Annotated in this window: 6 protein-coding genes and 1 pseudogene; 5 read left to right on the plus strand and 2 right to left on the minus strand. The window is 71.9% G+C overall.

Going from position 1 to position 16,124, the window contains the following annotated elements; genetic code table 11:
* Positions 1 to 4 precede the first annotated feature (4 nt).
* Genes GA0070610_RS09445 through GA0070610_RS09460 form a run of 4 tightly spaced genes read left to right on the plus strand, consistent with a single transcriptional unit; the run spans position 5 to position 13,137 of the window.
* Positions 5 to 6,691 carry an amino acid adenylation domain-containing protein gene (locus tag GA0070610_RS09445; RefSeq protein ID WP_172896487.1) on the plus strand — a complete coding sequence of 2,229 codons (6,687 nt, stop codon included), beginning with the start codon at positions 5 to 7 and terminating at the stop codon, positions 6,689 to 6,691.
* 34 nt (positions 6,692 to 6,725) lie between these two features.
* Entirely contained in the window at positions 6,726 to 9,440 is a 2,715-nt protein-coding gene (locus GA0070610_RS09450) for an amino acid adenylation domain-containing protein (RefSeq protein ID WP_088999671.1), read from the plus strand.
* Complete coding sequence (locus tag GA0070610_RS09455; RefSeq protein ID WP_197697817.1) at positions 9,437 to 10,705, plus strand: MFS transporter; 1,269 nt, start codon at positions 9,437 to 9,439, stop codon at positions 10,703 to 10,705. Before GA0070610_RS09450 ends, GA0070610_RS09455 begins: the two co-directional genes overlap by 4 nt.
* Entirely contained in the window at positions 10,702 to 13,137 is a 2,436-nt protein-coding gene (locus GA0070610_RS09460; RefSeq protein ID WP_088999673.1) for a penicillin acylase family protein, read from the plus strand. The genes GA0070610_RS09455 and GA0070610_RS09460 overlap by 4 nt, the downstream gene beginning before the upstream one ends.
* On the opposite strand, the gene GA0070610_RS09465 is transcribed toward GA0070610_RS09460, so the two are convergent.
* Positions 13,076 to 13,936 (minus strand): hypothetical protein, encoded by an 861-nt coding sequence (locus GA0070610_RS09465; protein ID WP_088999674.1) that lies wholly within the window; start codon positions 13,934 to 13,936, stop codon positions 13,076 to 13,078. The two genes, GA0070610_RS09460 and GA0070610_RS09465, sit on opposite strands and share 62 nt — an antisense overlap.
* A 254-nt stretch (positions 13,937 to 14,190) precedes the next feature.
* Entirely contained in the window at positions 14,191 to 15,060 is an 870-nt protein-coding gene (locus tag GA0070610_RS09470; protein ID WP_088999675.1) for a DUF6745 domain-containing protein, read from the minus strand.
* Positions 15,061 to 15,357: 297 nt separating this feature from the next.
* On the opposite strand from GA0070610_RS09470, the pseudogene GA0070610_RS09475 reads away from it, so the two are divergent.
* Positions 15,358 to 16,098, plus strand: a pseudogene (locus GA0070610_RS09475) (class I SAM-dependent methyltransferase); the annotation flags it as partial.
* Positions 16,099 to 16,124 lie beyond the last annotated feature (26 nt).

A 16,124-nucleotide genomic window follows, 5' to 3' on the forward strand; every position in this document is an offset into this window, starting at 1 on the left:
GATGATGACTGCTTCCGATGGTGCCGTCGGTAATCTGGTGGAGTCGTTCGACGAGGTCGTCCGACGTGACCCGGACAGCATCGCGGTGTGCTGCGCAGACCGGCGGATGTCGTACGCCGAGGTGGCCGCCCGGTCGACGGCTCTCGCCGCGGCGATCAGGGCGCGCGTCGACGACCCGTCCCGGCCGGTGCTGCTGCTCCTGCCGCGTTCGGCGGACATGGTGGTCGCGGGCCTGGCCGTGCTGCGGGTGGGCGCGGCGTACGTGCCGGTCGATCCGTCCACTCCCGCCGCCCGGCTGAGGCTGATCGTGGCGGACGCGGCGCCCTCGCTGGTGTTGACGACGCCCGAGCTGGCGGAGCTGCTGCCGCCGGACACCCCGGTGATGGGGCCGCAGGACGTCGCGCAGGACCGGAGCGACGACACCGACGGGCGGTGCCCTGCCGCCTGGGACACCCGCGCCTACGTGATCTACACCTCGGGCACCACCGGGCGGCCGAAGGGCGTGGAGGTCAGCCACGGCAACGTGCTGCGCCTGATCCGGGTCACCCGGCCGCAGTTCGGCTTCGGCGCCGGGGACGTCTGGACGATGTTCCACTCGTTCGCCTTCGACTTCTCCGTCTGGGAGATGTGGGGGGCGCTGCTGTCCGGTGGCCGGCTGGTCGTCGTGGGACAGGACGTCGCACGGGACCCGGTCGCCTTCCGGGCGTTGCTCGCCGACGAACAGGTGACGATGCTCAGCCAGACGCCCACCGCCTTCAACAGCCTGGTGGCGCACGAGACCTCCCAGCCCGACAGGCTGCCGCTCAAGTGGGTGGTCTTCGGCGGTGAGGCACTGCGCTTCGGTGGCCTCCGGCCCTGGGTGGACAGGTACGGCGACCAGCAGCCGCAGCTGGTCAACATGTACGGCATCACGGAGACGACGGTCCACTCCTCGTACCGCAGGGTCCTCGCGGCCGACCTGACGAGCACGGCCAGCCTCATCGGCCGTCCGCTGCCGGATCTCGGCTTCCTGCTCTGGGACGAGCGGGGCCGGCCGGTGGCCCCGGGCCGGACCGGTGAGATCGTCGTGACCGGGCCAGGGGTGGCCACCGGATACCTGGGCCAGCCCGAGGCGACCGGCGAGCGGTTCCTCGACCTGACCGTCGACGGCAGGCCCGTGCGGGGATACCGCTCCGGTGACCTCGCGCGCCTGACCCCCGCCGGGGAGTACGAGTACCTGGGACGGGCCGACGACCAGGTCAAGATCCGTGGGCACCGGGTCGAGCTCGGGGAGATCCACGCGGCGCTGACCGCGGTACCCGGCGTCGGGCAGGTCGCGGTGACCGTCCGCCGGGCGCGGCCGCAGCGCAATCCGGTGGTGAAGCAGGAGGCGGTGTCGGGCCGGATCTCCTCGGTGCGCAGTCTCGTCCGGGCCGGGCAGCCGGCGTCGGGCACCGGCAACGACCGGACGCAGATCGTCGCGTACGTGACCCACGACCCCGGCTGCGAGCTGGGGGAGGTCCCGGAACTGCTGCGGGCGAGCCTGCCGTCGTACATGCTTCCGGCGTTCGTCGTCCCGGTGCCGGAGATTCCCGTGAACGCCAACGGGAAGGTCGACTTCACGCTCCTGCCCGCACCGACCGCGGCCAACCAGCTCCGGGCGCCGACGGCCACGGAGCCGGTCGCCGACGCCTCGTCGGCGACCGCGCAGCGGGCGATCTGCGCGCTGTTCGAGGAGGTGCTCGGCGTCGAGGGGGTGGGACCCGACGACTCCTTCTTCGGCATCGGCGGGGACTCCATCATCGCGGTGCAGCTGCGTGCGGCCGCGGCGAACCGCGGGATGACGCTGGACCTGGCGGACATCTACGAGCTGAAGACGCCGCGTGCGCTGGCCGCGTACGCGGTCGCCACCGACGAGTCGGTCGACCCGCCGGTCGAGCCGTTCAGCCTCGTCGACCCGGCGGACCGGGCGCTCCTGCCGGCCGGCGCGGTGGACGCCTACCCGTTGGCCACCCTCCAGGCCGGCGTGCTGTTCCACAGCGCGTACGCCGAGGGCGTCAACATGTACTGCGACATCTTCATGTTCCGGTTGCGCGCCAGGTTCGACCACGACGCCATGAGCCGCGCGCTCGCGCGGGTGACCGAGCGCCACGAGATCCTGCGGACGTCGTTCCACCTGTCCGGCTTCTCGCAACCGCTCCAGGTCGTCCACGCGCAGGCCCGCACCCCGCTGACCGTGGCGGACCTGAGCCGCCTCGACGAGGACCGGCAGCTGGCCGAGTTCGAGGCCTGGCAACGCCGGGAGATGAGCAACCCGTACGACTGGGCGCGGCCGCCACTGGTCCGGTTCACGGCGCACCTGCTCGGCCCGGACGAGTTCATGTTCTCCATGAGTTTCCACGACACGATGTTCGACGGGTGGAGCGAGACGTCACTGCTCGCGGAGATCCTCGTCGACTACTGGCAGGACCTGCGGGGCATCGCGTCGCACGACCGTGCCCTGCCCGTGCGCCGGTACGCCGACTTCATCGCCAAGGAACAGGCCGTGCTCCGCGACGAGGCGGTGCGGGAGTTCTGGCGGCAGGAGCTGGCCGACGTCGAGCCGAGCCTGCTGCCCCGCCTGGCCCGGGGCTCCGGCGCCGTCCACGAGGGGCGGATGGGCTTCCTCAGCGCGGACCTCCCGGCGGAACTCTCCGACCGCCTGCACCAGCTCGCCGCCGCCTGCGGGGTGTCGGTCAAACACGTGGTGATGGCCGTCCACTCGCGGGTGGTGATGGCGCTCACGGGACGCGACGACGTCGTGCTCGGCGTCGCCGCCAACGGGCGGATCGAGGAGGAGGGCGGCACCGAGGTCATCGGCCTGCACCTCAACCTCGTACCCTTCCGGCTCCGGCCACGGGGTCGCACCTGGCGCGACCTGATCGCGGCGACCAGCGACAAGGAGCGGGAGCTGCTGCCGGTGCGGCGCTTCCCGCACGCCGAGATGCTCCGTCTCGCCGGTGTACCCGAGCTGACCGACATCATGTTCAACTACACCCACTTCCACGGCTACGAACGGCTCGCCCATGCCACGGGCATCGAGGTGGTGGACGGCTTCGGCTACATCCAGACGAACTTCACCCTGCGGGCCGAGTTCAACAAGGATCCGTTCAGTCGACTGCTCACGCTCGACCTCGAAGCGAACATGGAGCGGATCTCGGCGGACCAGCTCCACGAGGTGGCGGACATCTTCCTGCGGGCGCTGACGAGCGTCGTCGACCAGCCGGACGACGAGCCGACCCAGGTCGCGCTGCTCGGTGAGCAGCGGTACCGGGCGTTGCTGGCGATCTCACGCGGGCCGGTCGAGCCGGCGACGGCGACGGGCTTCCTCGACCGGATGGCCCACTCGGTGCAGACGTTCCCTGACGAGGTGGCCGCCATCTGCCGCGGCCGCGAGATCACCTACCGGGAGCTCGCCGCACACGTCGAGCGGGTGGCCGGATGGCTGCGCGAACGGCAGGTGGGTCACGGCACCGTGGTCGGCCTGGCCAGCGGCCGGAACATCGACTACCTCGTCGTCACCCTCGCCATCCTCCGCCTCGGCGCGGTGTACCTGCCGCTGCCGCAGGGCCCCGCCGCACGCGTTGCCCGCATGGTCCAACGGGCGCAGGCGAGGCTGGTGGTGTGCGACGAGACGCACCGCGCCGCGCTGGCCGCGATCGGTGAGGTGGAGCTGGTGGATCTGGCGGACGTCCTCGCCGCCGCTGCCGGCACCCCGGTCGCGCTCGGCCCGGCACCGAGCGGTCGGGACAGCGCGTACATCATCTTCACGTCGGGATCCACGGGCGAGCCCAAGGGCGCCCTGATCCGGCACGACGGCATGCTCAACCACCTCGACGCCAAGATCCAGCAACTGGACCTGCGGCCCGGCGACCGGCTGGCCCAGGACGCCGCCGCCACCTTCGACATCTCCGTCTGGCAGTTCCTCGCGCCACTCGCCGTCGGTGCCACGACCGTGATCTACCCGGACGAGATCGGTCAGGACGCGGCGTCGCTGCTGCGGGCCGTCGCCGAGGACGGGGTCACCGTGCTGGAGGTGACGCCCTCCGTGCTCAACATCATGTGCGCCGAACTCGCGTTCTACGGCGTCGACGCGTTCCCTCCGTTCCGCCTGCGCTGGGTCGCCTCGCAGGCGGAGACGCTGACCCCACAGTCCGCCAACACGTTCCGCCGGCTGCTTCCCGAGGTGGGGCTGCTGAACATGTGGGGGACGACCGAGACGTCCGACGACGTCCTGCACCACCTCGTCGCGGCGGACGTCGACGAGCGGGACGCCTCCGTCCCCATCGGACGGCCCGTGCGCAACACCGCCCTGTACGTGTTGGACGGCGGCCGCGAGCCGGTGCCCACCGGCACGCCGGGAGAGCTGTACGCCGGCGGGATCTGCGTCGGCGGCGGCTACCTCAACGACCCCGACCGGACCGCAGCGGTCTTCGTCAGCGACCCCTTCGCCGTCGACGGGGACGCCATCATGTACCGCACCGGTGACCGCGGCCGTCGGCTGGCGGACGGCTCGGTGGAGTTCCTCGGCCGGATCGACAACCAGCTCAAGATCAGAGGGAACCGGGTCGAACTGGACGAGGTCAGCCGCGCCCTCGCCGGTGTCGAGGGCGTCCAGGAGAGTGTGGTGATCGTCCGGCAGTCCGCCGACGGCGGCAAGCAACTCGCCGGGTTCTACGTACCGGAAGTGCTCTCCGGCGGCGCCGGCGGTGCGGCCGAGGGCTCCCTGGTCCGCCGGGACCTGCGGCCCGAGGAGGTCCGCTCCGGGCTCAGCCAGGTCTTGCCACGCAACGCCATCCCGGACTTCCTCGTCCGCATCGACCAGTTGCCGCGGACGAGCCACGGCAAGGTCGACACCCGCTCGCTGGCGGTGACGGCCCTCTCCCCGGTCGACGAACCGACCGAGGAGAGCTGTGCCCCGATGACCTCGACGGAGGAGGCCGTCGCCGAGATCTGGGCCTCCGTGCTGTCCGGTCGCCGGCCCGGGCCCCAGGTCAGCTTCTTCGACCTGGGCGGCCACTCCCTGCACGCGACGCAGGTCCTCGCCCGGCTGCGCGACCGTCTCGGGGTCCGCCTGCCGATCCGGGAGCTGTTCGAGAACCCGACGCTGCGGGGTTTCGCCGCCCGGGTCGAGGCGGCGCTGACGGACGACCGGGAGTCGGGCGTGCCGATCCCGGCGAGGCCCGCCGGCCTGCGGGAGTTCCCGCTGTCCATGGCGCAGTCGAGCCTCTGGTACCTCGACCAGCTCGACTCCGACGGCGCCTACACCGACGGTTACCTTCTGCATCTTCGTGGCGACCTCGACGTGACGGCGCTGCGGACGGCCGTCGACCGGCTCGTCGCGCGGCACGAGGTGTTGTCCAGCCGGATCGTCGAACGCGACGGTGTGCCGCTGCTGGTCGTGGATCCCGAAGCGAAGCCGCGCCTGCGGGTCCGGCAGGCCACTGACGCGGTGGTCGCGCAGGGGGACACCGAGGCGATGCTGGAGTACGTCCGGCAGCGGGCGACGCGGCGCATCGACCTCGGTGGTGTGCTGACCGAGGCGACCCTGTACCGCTTCTCCGACCGGGACCACGTCCTCGAATGGACGAGCCACCACGTCGTCACCGACGGCTGGTCCAACGAGGTGATCCTGCGGGAGATCGCGGAGTCGTACGCGGCCCACCGGGCGGGACGGGAGGCGGACCTCGCCCCGCTCCCGATCCAGTACGGCGACTACTCCCGCTGGCAGCAGAACTACCTCGAATCGGCGCCGGCCCGACGCGAGGGCGACTTCTGGCGGTCCTACCTGAAGGGTTACGACGGGGAACTCGCCCTCGCGACCGACCTGGAGCGGACCGAGGACCGTGCGCGGGCCGCGGGCCAGCACCGCCGGGAGTGGGACGAGAGCTTGTCCGCCGAGGTGAGGGCGTTCGCGCAGCAACACCACGTGACCCTCTTCATGGTCGTGCACGCCGTCAGCGCGGTGCTGATGGCCAAGCTCGCCCAGCAGTCGGACGTGGTGATCGGTGCGGCCGTCGCCGGTCGGCACCCGGCGGAGACGAAGGACCTCGTCGGCTTCTTCGCCAACACCGTGCCGTTTCGCTACCAGGTCGACCCGGAGCACAGCGCGCGGGCCATGATCGCAGCGGTCCGGGACAGCGCCCTGAACGCCCTGGATCACCAGAGCCTGCCGTTGCAGAAGATCGTGGACCTCGTGGGAGCACCCCGCCGACCCGGAGTCAGCCCCCTGGTCCAGGTCGTGGTCTCCGTCGCCCGGTCGATGCGCGGTGCCGCCGCGCTGCCGGGGTTGGACACGAGCGTGACCCAGCTGGGCGCGCAGACGAGCCGCTTCGACCTGTTGCTGCACTTCACCGACGACGACCGGATCGGGCTGACCATCGAGTACGACCGGTCGCTGTTCACTCCGGGGGCCATCGACCGGCTGGCCAGGGCGGCCGACCGGCTGCTGAGGTTCTTCTCGGGCAGCCCGGACCGGCCGGTGGAGGAGGCGACACTCGTCGACGACGAGGACCGCGGGGCGCTCGGGGAGCTCTGGCGGGAGGTGAGCGGCCAGTCCCTCGAGATCGACCACCGCGCGACGGCGACCCTCATCGACTCCCCGCACTGGGGCGCGTACGTGTCGCGGGTCGAAGCGGCAGGGCTGATCGTCCCGCTGGTGCTCGCCCTGTGAGGACCGGCGGGACGAGACCTGGGGAGAAGTGCTCATGACGTCGACCGACCGCGCGCTCCGGCTGCGTCGGCGGCTCGCCGGACGCCGCGACGTGTCCGTACCGGCGCTCGGCCGGACCGCCACCGCGACGGTCACCGCCGACAACCTGGTCGCCGCCTTCGACGAGGTCGCCGGTAGGCACCCCGACCGGGTCGCCGTCCGCTGTGACCGGCAGGCCCTGACGTACCGGGAGCTGGCCGCCGCCTCCCGGGTCCTGGCAAGCCGGATCGCGACGGTCGCGACGCCCGGCCAGCCGGTCGGTGTGCTGCTGCCGCGCTCGGCACGGATGATCGTGGCGGCGCTGGCGGTGCTCCGGACGGGCGCCGCGTACCTGCCGCTCGACCCGGAGGCGCCCGCCGTCCGTACCGGCATGATCGTCGGTGCCGCGGCGCCGTCCCTGGTGATCACCACGGGTACGCTGGCCGGCTCCCTGCCCGCGACGGTCGCGGCTGTCCTGCTCGACGCCTCGGACAGCGGCGCGTTGCGGCCGGACCCGCCCGCCGCACCGGCCCGCCCGATCGCGCCCACCGACCGGGCGTACGTCATCCACACCTCGGGCACGACCGGCCGGCCCAAGGGGATCGAGGTCTCGCACGCCAACGTCCTGCGCCTGGTCGGCACCACGCAGCCACTGTTCGGCTTCGGGCCGGACGACGTGTGGACCATGGCGCACTCGTTCGCCTTCGACTTCTCGGTGTGGGAAATGTGGGGGCCGTTGCTCACCGGCGGGTGTGTGGTCGTCGTCGAGGGCGAGGTCATGCGGGACCCGGTCGCCCTGCGGCGCCTGCTGCGGGCGGAGCGGGTCACGATGCTCAGCCAGACGCCCACCGCCTTCAGCTCGCTGGCGGCCCAGGAGGACGAGTACGACGACCGGCTGCCGCTGCGGTGGGTGGTCTTCGGCGGTGAGGCGCTCCGGTTCGCAGATCTGCGGCCATGGGTCGCCAAGTACGGCGACGCCGCGCCCGAACTGGTCAACATGTACGGGATCACCGAGACCACCGTCCACGCGTCGTACCGCCGGATCCTCGCCTCCGACGTCACCGGCACGACCAGCCTGATCGGTGCGCCACTTCCCGACCTCGACTTCCTGTTGTGGGACGAGGACGACCAGCCGGTCGCCGACGGTGAGATCGGGCAGATCATCGTCACGGGTGCGGGCGTGGCCCTCGGATACCTGGGGCAACCGGAACTCACCGCGCAGCGGTTCGTCACCGTCACCGACGCGCAGGGCCGGCCCGTACGCGGATACCGCTCCGGGGACCTCGCCCGGCGGACGCCTTCCGGCGAGTACGAGTACCACGGGCGCAACGACGACCAGGTCAAGATCCGTGGCTACCGCCTGGAGGTGGGAGAGGTGCACGCCGCCCTGCTCGCCCGTCCCGGTGTGCGGCAGGCCGCGGTGGTGCCGCACACCGCACCCGGCGCGGGAACGCGGCTGGTGGCGTACGTCGTCGGTGACGCCGGTCCGGCGGAGCTGCGCTCCTGGATGGAGGGTCGGCTTCCGGTGTACGCCGTACCGTCCGCGTTCATCCTCGTCGACGCGCTGCCGCGAACCGCCAACGGCAAACTCGACCGGGCGGCCCTGCCCGACCCGAACCCCGTCCTGACGCCACACGTGCCCGCAGGCGTCGACGACGTCACGCGGTCCCTGCTGGCGATCCTGGCGGAGCTGCTGCCCGGCACCGAGGTCGAAGCGGACACCGACTTCTTCCGGCAGGGCGGGAACTCCCTGCTGGCGACCCGCCTGCTGGCCGCCGTACGCCGACAGTTCGGTGTCGTCGTCCCGCTGCGCGACTTCCTGAAGGCGCCGACGGTACGAGCGGTGGCGGGCGCGGTCCGTCGGGCCCGGCCGGCCGGACGGAGTGCGGCGTCCCGCCGCCCGGTCGACCTGTTGCCGCTGGGGGACTCCGTGGCGGGCCGGGCGCCCGTGGTGGCGCTGCCCGGCGTCTTCGGGATCGGCGCCTCGATGGCGCGGCTGTCGACGCACGTGCGGGGCCGCCCGTTCTACGCCCTGCACACCCGCGACCTCCTCCGGGCGCAGGACGGCACGCCGTCCGCCGCCGTCGCCGCCCAGGCCTGCCTGACCGAGCTGCTGCCCGTCGTCGATCCCGGCGTCCACCTCGTCGGACATTCCCTGGGTGGGGCGATGGCGCTGCACCTCGCCCACGCGCTGCGGGCGGGCGGCCGCCAGGTGCGGAGCATCACCCTGCTCGACGCACCGAGCCCACGATGTCTCCACCAGCGCCGCTCCGAGGAACACCGGACCCGGCTGGTCGCCTTCCTCTCCGACGTCGCCGTCGCGTTTCCGGAGCACACCCGGCGGTGGCGTGAGCTCTCCCCGCAGTCCGCGGCCGGGTTGCCCGACACGGAACTCCTGCGTTGGGCCGCCTCCACCGCCGCGCCCGCGCTGGCTGCCACGATCGGCGAGCTCGCCGACGCCTTCGAGGACTACCGGACGATGGGACGGATCATGGCGGAGCCCGCGCCTGCCCTGGCCGTGCCCGCACTGCTGCTGGTGGCGGGCCTGGAGAGGTCCGACGACGATGACGGGCACACCGGGGGCTGGCACCTGGTGCTGCCGAACCTGACCGAGACGGTGGTGGCCACCACCCACGAGGGCCTGCTGCGTGACCCCGAAGCGGCTACCGTCGCCGAGGCAATGATCGAGTTCCAGCGCCAGCAGGACAAGACGGAAGGAAACCCGAGTTGACCCGGGAACCGGCTGCGAGCGCAGCGTTCCGCCCACCGCGACTGGCCAGGATCCTCGTCGGCGGTTCCGGCGTGATGAGCCTGGCCAACGGCGTGACGATTCCCTTCCTCGCCATCTATCTCCGCAACGAACTCGGCCTGTCCGTCTCGACGGTCGGCCTGGTCATCGGCTCCTCCGTCCTCTTCGGCATCTCCGGCGGGTTTCTCGGCGGCGCGCTCTCCGACATCGTGGGACGCCGCCGGGTCCTGCTCTCCTGCCTGCTGGTGGTGATCGGCAGCTTCGTCGGGTTCTTCTTCGCGCGCGACGCCGTGACGGCGTTCGTCTTCAACGCGTCCATGGCGTTCGCCACCAGTGCCTTCAGCCCGGTTGCGAAGGTACTCATCAGCGACCTGCTCCCCGTTGCGCTGCGGGTGAAGTGGTTCTCCTACCAGTACCTCGCGATCAACGCCGGCTACGCCGTCGGTCCGCTGATCGGCGTGGCCCTCGGGTTCACCGGCGCTCGGATCTCCTTCCCCGCCGCAGCCGTCGTGTACCTGGTCTACCTCGCCGTCCTCTGGACGGCCACGCGGCAATTGCCGCGACCGTCCATCGAGGACGCCGGGCTGGCGACGCTCGGCCGCAGCACGGGCGCCATCGTCCGCGGACTGGGCGAATCGGCCCGGGCGGTCATGTCGGACCGCCGCCTGCTTCTCCTGCTCATCGGCGCGATCCTGTTGGAGACGGTGCACAGCCGGATCTCGGTGCTGCTCGCCCAGAACTTCGTCATCGACTTCGCCGACAGCGCCCGGGTGCTCGCCGCGGTCATGACCACCAACGCGGTGGCGGTGATCATCCTCCAGCTCTTCGCCGCCGGTTACGTGCAGCGCTACAACCCGCTGAACGCCATCACCCTCGGCGGGATCCTCACCTTCGTCGGGATGGCCGGCTTCGCGATCTCCGAGCAGATGTGGCACTACATCGTGGCGATGGTGGTGTTCACCGTCGCCGAGACCCTGATCGTGCCGTCGGAGTTCGCGCTCGTCGACCGCATCGCGCCCGAGGACCGGCGCGGAGCCTACTTCGGCGCACAGACCTTCGCGCAGGTCGGCGGGTTCACGGGACCGTTCCTCGGCAGCCTCGTCCTCGCGTCCTTCGGCGGGCCGGTCATGTTCCTCGCCATCGGCTCCCTGGCGATGGTGAGCGTCGCGATCTACCTGCTGGTCGGCCGGCGCATCCCCGACCTGAATCGCCATGACACCCACCCGGAGACCGAAAAGGCGTCGTGAGAGCCGCGGCGGGCATCCTGCGCCTGGCCGCCTGGCCGAGCAGTCGTGCGCTCCGGCGGACCCGGGTGCTTTATCTGGCGGCCCTGCACGGGACCGTCGACATCGACCGCGACGCGCGCGGCATCCCGTGGATCCGCGCGGGCGACGAGCGCGATCTCTACGTGGGCGTCGGGGTCGCGATGGCGTACGACCGGCTGTGGCAGATGGACGTCCTGCGCCGGCGGGCGACCGGACGACTGGCGGAGGTGTTCGGCGCTCGCGCCGCCGGTTCGGACGTCCTCGCCCGTACCCTCGCCTTCGAGCGGGCCGCCCGCCAGAGCGAGGCGCTGCTCTCACCGCCTGCCCGCGCCAACCTCGCGGCCTTCGCCCACGGGGTCGACACCGCGGTGCGCCGGATGCGCCGCCGCGGGCAGCTCCCGCCCGAATTCCACCTCATGAGGTACCGGCCGGGCCCGTGGTCGGTCAGCGACTCGCTGGCCATCGTCAAGCAGCTCGGTTTCCACCTGGGCCGCAACCTGCAGCAGGAGATGTTCCGCAGCCGGCTGCTGGCGGAGCGACCGGACCTCGTCCGCAGCTTCCTGGCGCCGAAGTACCCACCCGGTGGCAGCGTCACCATCGCCGCCGACGCCCCGGCAGGGCCGGCGGCACGACGCGGCGACACCGCCCTGCTGTCCGCGGCCGGCGCCGCCCACCTCGGCGACCTCTTCGCGGGCCGGCAGGGCAGTGGCTCGAACGCCTGGGCGGTGTCCGCGGCCAGGTCCGCCACCGGCTTCGCGGCGCTGGCCAACGACCCGCACATCCTGTTCACCCAGCCGAGCCTCTGGTATCAGCTGGGACTGGACCTCGACGGCGAACGCGCGTACGGGGTGACGGTGCCGGGCGTGCCCGGACTCGTGATCGGCGCCAACCCGGATCTCGCGTGGGGGGTGACCAACTCCACCATCGACACCCAGGACCTGGCCGTGGGGGAGCGGACGGACCCGCCGGGAGAGTCACGGTGGTCGCAGACCGGCGTCGTCCGGGTGCGAGGCGGGAACGAGATCTCCGTGACCGCCGCAGGCGGGACGGGATACGTCGACCTGCCGGGCCCGCGCGGTGCGGAAGCGGACCCGGTGGCCCTCTACTGGAGTGGACTGCACCCGTCCACCGAGGCCGAGAGCTGCCAGCGCATGTGGCGGGCGCGCGACTACCCGGCGTTCCGCGAGACCCTGCGGGGCTTCGGGGTGCCCGTGCTCAACCTCGTCGTCGCGACCCGCGACGGTACGGTCGCGCTGCGGACGGCCGGGATCGTGCCCCGCCGTGACCGCCAGGAGGGCCTCGCCCCGGCCGGCGCGGCCGAGGTGGCCGCTCGCTGGAGCACCACGCTCGGATTCGACGAGCTGCCGGAGGTCGTCGATCCGCCAGCGGGCTACGTGGTCAGCGCCAACCACCAGATCCTGCCCGACGGGGTCGGCCCGCACCTGGGCAGCGACTGGGGCGGACCGTACCGGGCCGACCGGATCGGGGAGCTGTTGACGGCGACGCCGACGGCCCACCCGGACGACTTCGGCGCGTGGCAGATGGACCTGCGCAACGGCCGGGCACAGCGCATCCTGCCCACCCTGCTGAAGGCGCTCGACGAGCATCCACCGGAGTCGCCGCTGGCCGTGTTCGGCCATCAGTCGTTGGCCGCCTGGGACGGCAGGGACGACGCCGATCAGGCCGCACCTCTGGTCTTCGGGGCGCTGGCCCGGGTGTTGACCGAACGCTGGATCACCAGCCGGCTCGGCGCGGCCGTCGCCGACGCCATGACCGATGCCACCCTTCAGGTGGACCACCTGGTGATGGACGGGGATGCCCGCCGGCGGCTCGGCGAGACGGAGGACCTGCCGGTCGTCGTCGCCGACGCCCTCACCGAGGCGGCGCGTCGACTCGCCGACAGATTCGGCGACGACCCCACCGGCTGGCGCTACGGCAGGTTGAACCGGATCGCGGACCAGCATCCCCTGGCGGCGGTGTCGGAGACGCTGCGCTCGCTGTACGGATCACCCCCGACTCCGGTGGGCGGTGGCGGGCAGAGCGTCTGTCTCATGTATCCCGACCGCGACGGCCAGGTGGTCGAGGGTGCGCCGTGGCGCTTCGTCGTCGAGTTCGGCTCCGCCGGCAGCACCCGCATCCGCGACGTGCTCCGCCACGGCAGCTCGGGCAATCCCCTCTCGCCGCACTACGGGGACCAGACGCCGGCGCACGCCGAGGGGCGGCTGTACGAGGTACGCCTCGACAGCCCACCGGAGGTGCGTAGACGCCTGACCCTGGCGCCCCGGACGGCGGGGCGGTCGGATCGTGCACGTCGACGGTGGGCTTCTCCGCCGGCCTCGATGGTGCTCACCGTCACCCGTGCTCGAGGGGTGGCGACGGGAGGCGACTCGAACGGGTCATCGCCAGCGAGATGAACACGGGCAGCACCGGGGCAAGCAGCACGTAGAGCCATCCCGTCGACCCCAACACCAATCCCTGGTACGCCGCCAGGGCTGCTGCTGAGGCGACGTAGAGCACGGCGTGCGCCGGCGCCCACCACCGCCCCTTCGCGAACAGTACCGTCAGGAATCCCAGGACCAGCGGGGCCGCGAACTGGCCCAGCACGCGTGTGTCCGAGCCGGATGCCAGGCCGACGCCAGCCACGAACGCGAACAGCAGCGAGACCGCCGTGTAGCCGAGGAAGGCGATGCAGGCGACCGACAAGGCGGTGAGCAGTTGCCGTGCCCGAGGTGCCAGCGGGTGCGTACGCGCCCGTAGGTTCCGGTGCACCAGCACGCTGAACGCCATGGTCTGCAGCAGCATCTCCGGCAGCCCGACAGCGTGGAACCACAGCGGCAGCCGTGTGTAGAGAAGCCCCTCGAACGAGCTCGGGGCGGCTGCGGGGGTACCGAGGATCCCGATCGTCACGAACACGGCCCAGAGCCACAGCCATCCCCACCGGGAGGCGGCCAGGACGCCGCGGAAGGGCAGCAGCACCACCCCGAACATGACCCCTCGGAGCAGTTGGAGCGTCGTGGACGCCACGATGTCCACGGACCCGTAGGGCAGGTAGTAGTCGCCGATCACCGGTCGCTCAAGGATGTCGGCGTAGTCCAGGGCGCGGGATGCGATCAAGCCGACGAGGAGGTAGGTGACCACGTGGCTGAGAGCGGCCGAGGCCACGAAGCGGAGCGACCCGGGGAACCTGATCGCGACACGAGTGAATGCGGCCATGGTGCCCTCCTGCCCGCCGTGTCGAGACCGGTCACCGGCGGTGGCGGAACCGATCGATGGGGCGCGGCGGCCATCTCAGACTACCGTCATTGGTGTCGCGGTGCTGCAACGCCTACCGGCTGCAGGATCCTCGGGAACAGCTACACCGACGCCACCCGATGACGTCCCTGTTGGAGTTCGTGCCGGGGTTTGCGGGCTGTGAGCGGACCGGCCGGGACTGGCGAGTGCCCGTCCCGGCCGGGTGTCGGCTCAGGTCACCTGCTCAGGAGTGGTTGCCAGCCGTCGCGGTAGCGCAGGCCGTGAGGTTGCAGTCGGACCTGGTCGTGCACTGTCCCGGAGATCGGCTCGGTTCGTACCGCCTGGGGCCGGTCCACCACGACGCAGACGTCCTCGCCGGGCCACCACCAGCCGCAGGAGCGGGCCAGGCCGGCCCAGGCGTCGAGGTGTGCGGCCTCGTCCGGCTCGTACCGGGCAAGGCCGAGTCGATGCAGCACGTCGTAGTAGGCGATCCATGAGGCGTCCTGCTGCCCGTACCAGCACACGGGCACCGGGCCGTCGTCCGCGAGCGCCGCGCGCACGGGTAGGTAGTACCCGTGCGCGAGGCTCCGGTGCAATGCCGTGCGTACGCCCTGGTGCAGCAGGACAGCGAGCGGGACGCCGCTGTCGAGCGCCTGCGACGGCGCCAGTTCGGGCCATGGTTCCTTGGTCTTGCTCGTGCGCACGGGTGACAGCTCGGGATCGGTGTGCGTGACGCCCGCGCTCAGCGCGCCGCGCAACTGGGAGGCGGTCATGGCGAGATCGCTGGCCAGCGGTGGTGTTCCGCGCGGCCGGGGTGCCCGGATGCGTTCGTAGAGTTGATCGAGGGTGGGCCAGCCGGTGATCAGGGGCCGCGCCTTGTCCGGCGAGTCGACCCATTCGAACCGAGGTCGCGGCCGCGATGCCCTGGCGTAGATCGCGGTCAGGCACCGTTCGGCGGTCGACTTGTCGGCCGGCTGTGTGGACAGGGCGTGATCGAGCCATTCCTGGCGGATCCGGATGGCTTGCTGCCACAGGTCGTGCGGGTTGCCGCTGCGAACGGCCTGTGGAGGTTTCGCGGCGTCGTTGCGCCGCGTGGGGGCGCTCACAGCGCCAGGGCGTCGCCGCCCTTCCGGTACGAGATCATGAAACGACTATGGCCCACCACGGGGCACCGGCGCAAGGCGGTTTCCCACCCGCAGCGCCCCGTCACGGACGTGGCGCGACGTGCTGCACGGGGCCGACCAGGACGGGGCGGGGAGCTTGCGCCGAGGCATGCCGGCACGTAGGTTGCCGATGTATCAGGCCGATATATCGGCCTGATACCCACCGAGATCCAGGGCGGCGAGACCATCGCGCGCACCGCGCGGGGCGGTGCCAGCCGGGGAGGCAGCGACATGTCCAGCGCGCAGCTGTACGACACCATCGGCGCCACCTACACCGCGACACGGCGCACCGAACCGCGGATCGCCGCCCGGGTCTGGGCCGCCCTCGGCGACGCGCGGACGGTCGTGAACGTCGGGGCCGGCACCGGCTCCTACGAGCCCGTCGACCGTGACGTCGCCGCGGTGGAACCGTCGGCGCTCATGCGCGCACAGCGCCCCGCACGCGCAGCCCCATGTGTGGCTGCCGCTGCGGAGAGCCTTCCGTTCGAGGACCAGTCGTTCGACGCGGCGATGGCCTTCGCCACCCTCCACCACTGGCGGGACCCGGTCGCGGGCCTGCGTGAGATGCGGCGCGTCGCCCGCCGCCGCGTGGTGGTGTTCACGCACGACACCAGCGCCGCCGGATGGCTTGATCGATTCTGGCTCACCCGCGACTACCTTCCCGAGGCCGCGAGCCTCCTCGTCGACCGGCCGTCGCTGAGCGAACTGGCCGGCGCGATCGAGGCCCGGGTGGAGCCGGTACCCATCCCGTGGGACTGTGCCGACGGCTTCTTCGAGGCCTACTGGCGCCGGCCCGAGGCGTACCTGGACGAGCGGGTCCGCCGCGGCATGTCGGTCTGGACCAAGGTCGGGCCGGACGCCGAGCAGAGGGCGGTACGCAGCCTCCGTGACGACCTCGCCTCAGGTCGGTGGGCGGAGCGCAACCGCGACCTCGTCGGCCTCGACACGGCAGAACTCGGCCTGCGCCTGCTCGTGGGCTGAGTCCGATCGGGCTGGCGAGCTGGGTG

Source organism: Micromonospora echinofusca (assembly GCF_900091445.1).
GTDB lineage: Bacteria > Actinomycetota > Actinomycetes > Mycobacteriales > Micromonosporaceae > Micromonospora > Micromonospora echinofusca.

What these genes read in the sequence shown, in the direction of transcription:
- GA0070610_RS09465 (WP_088999674.1), bottom strand. Translation starts at nt 13,936, where the DNA reads ATGGCCGCATTCACTCGTGTCGCGATCAGGTTCCCCGGGTCGCTCCGC.
- GA0070610_RS09450 (WP_088999671.1), top strand. Translation starts at nt 6,726, where the DNA reads ATGACGTCGACCGACCGCGCGCTCCGGCTGCGTCGGCGGCTCGCCGGA.
- GA0070610_RS09445 (WP_172896487.1), top strand. Translation starts at nt 5, where the DNA reads ATGACTGCTTCCGATGGTGCCGTCGGTAATCTGGTGGAGTCGTTCGAC.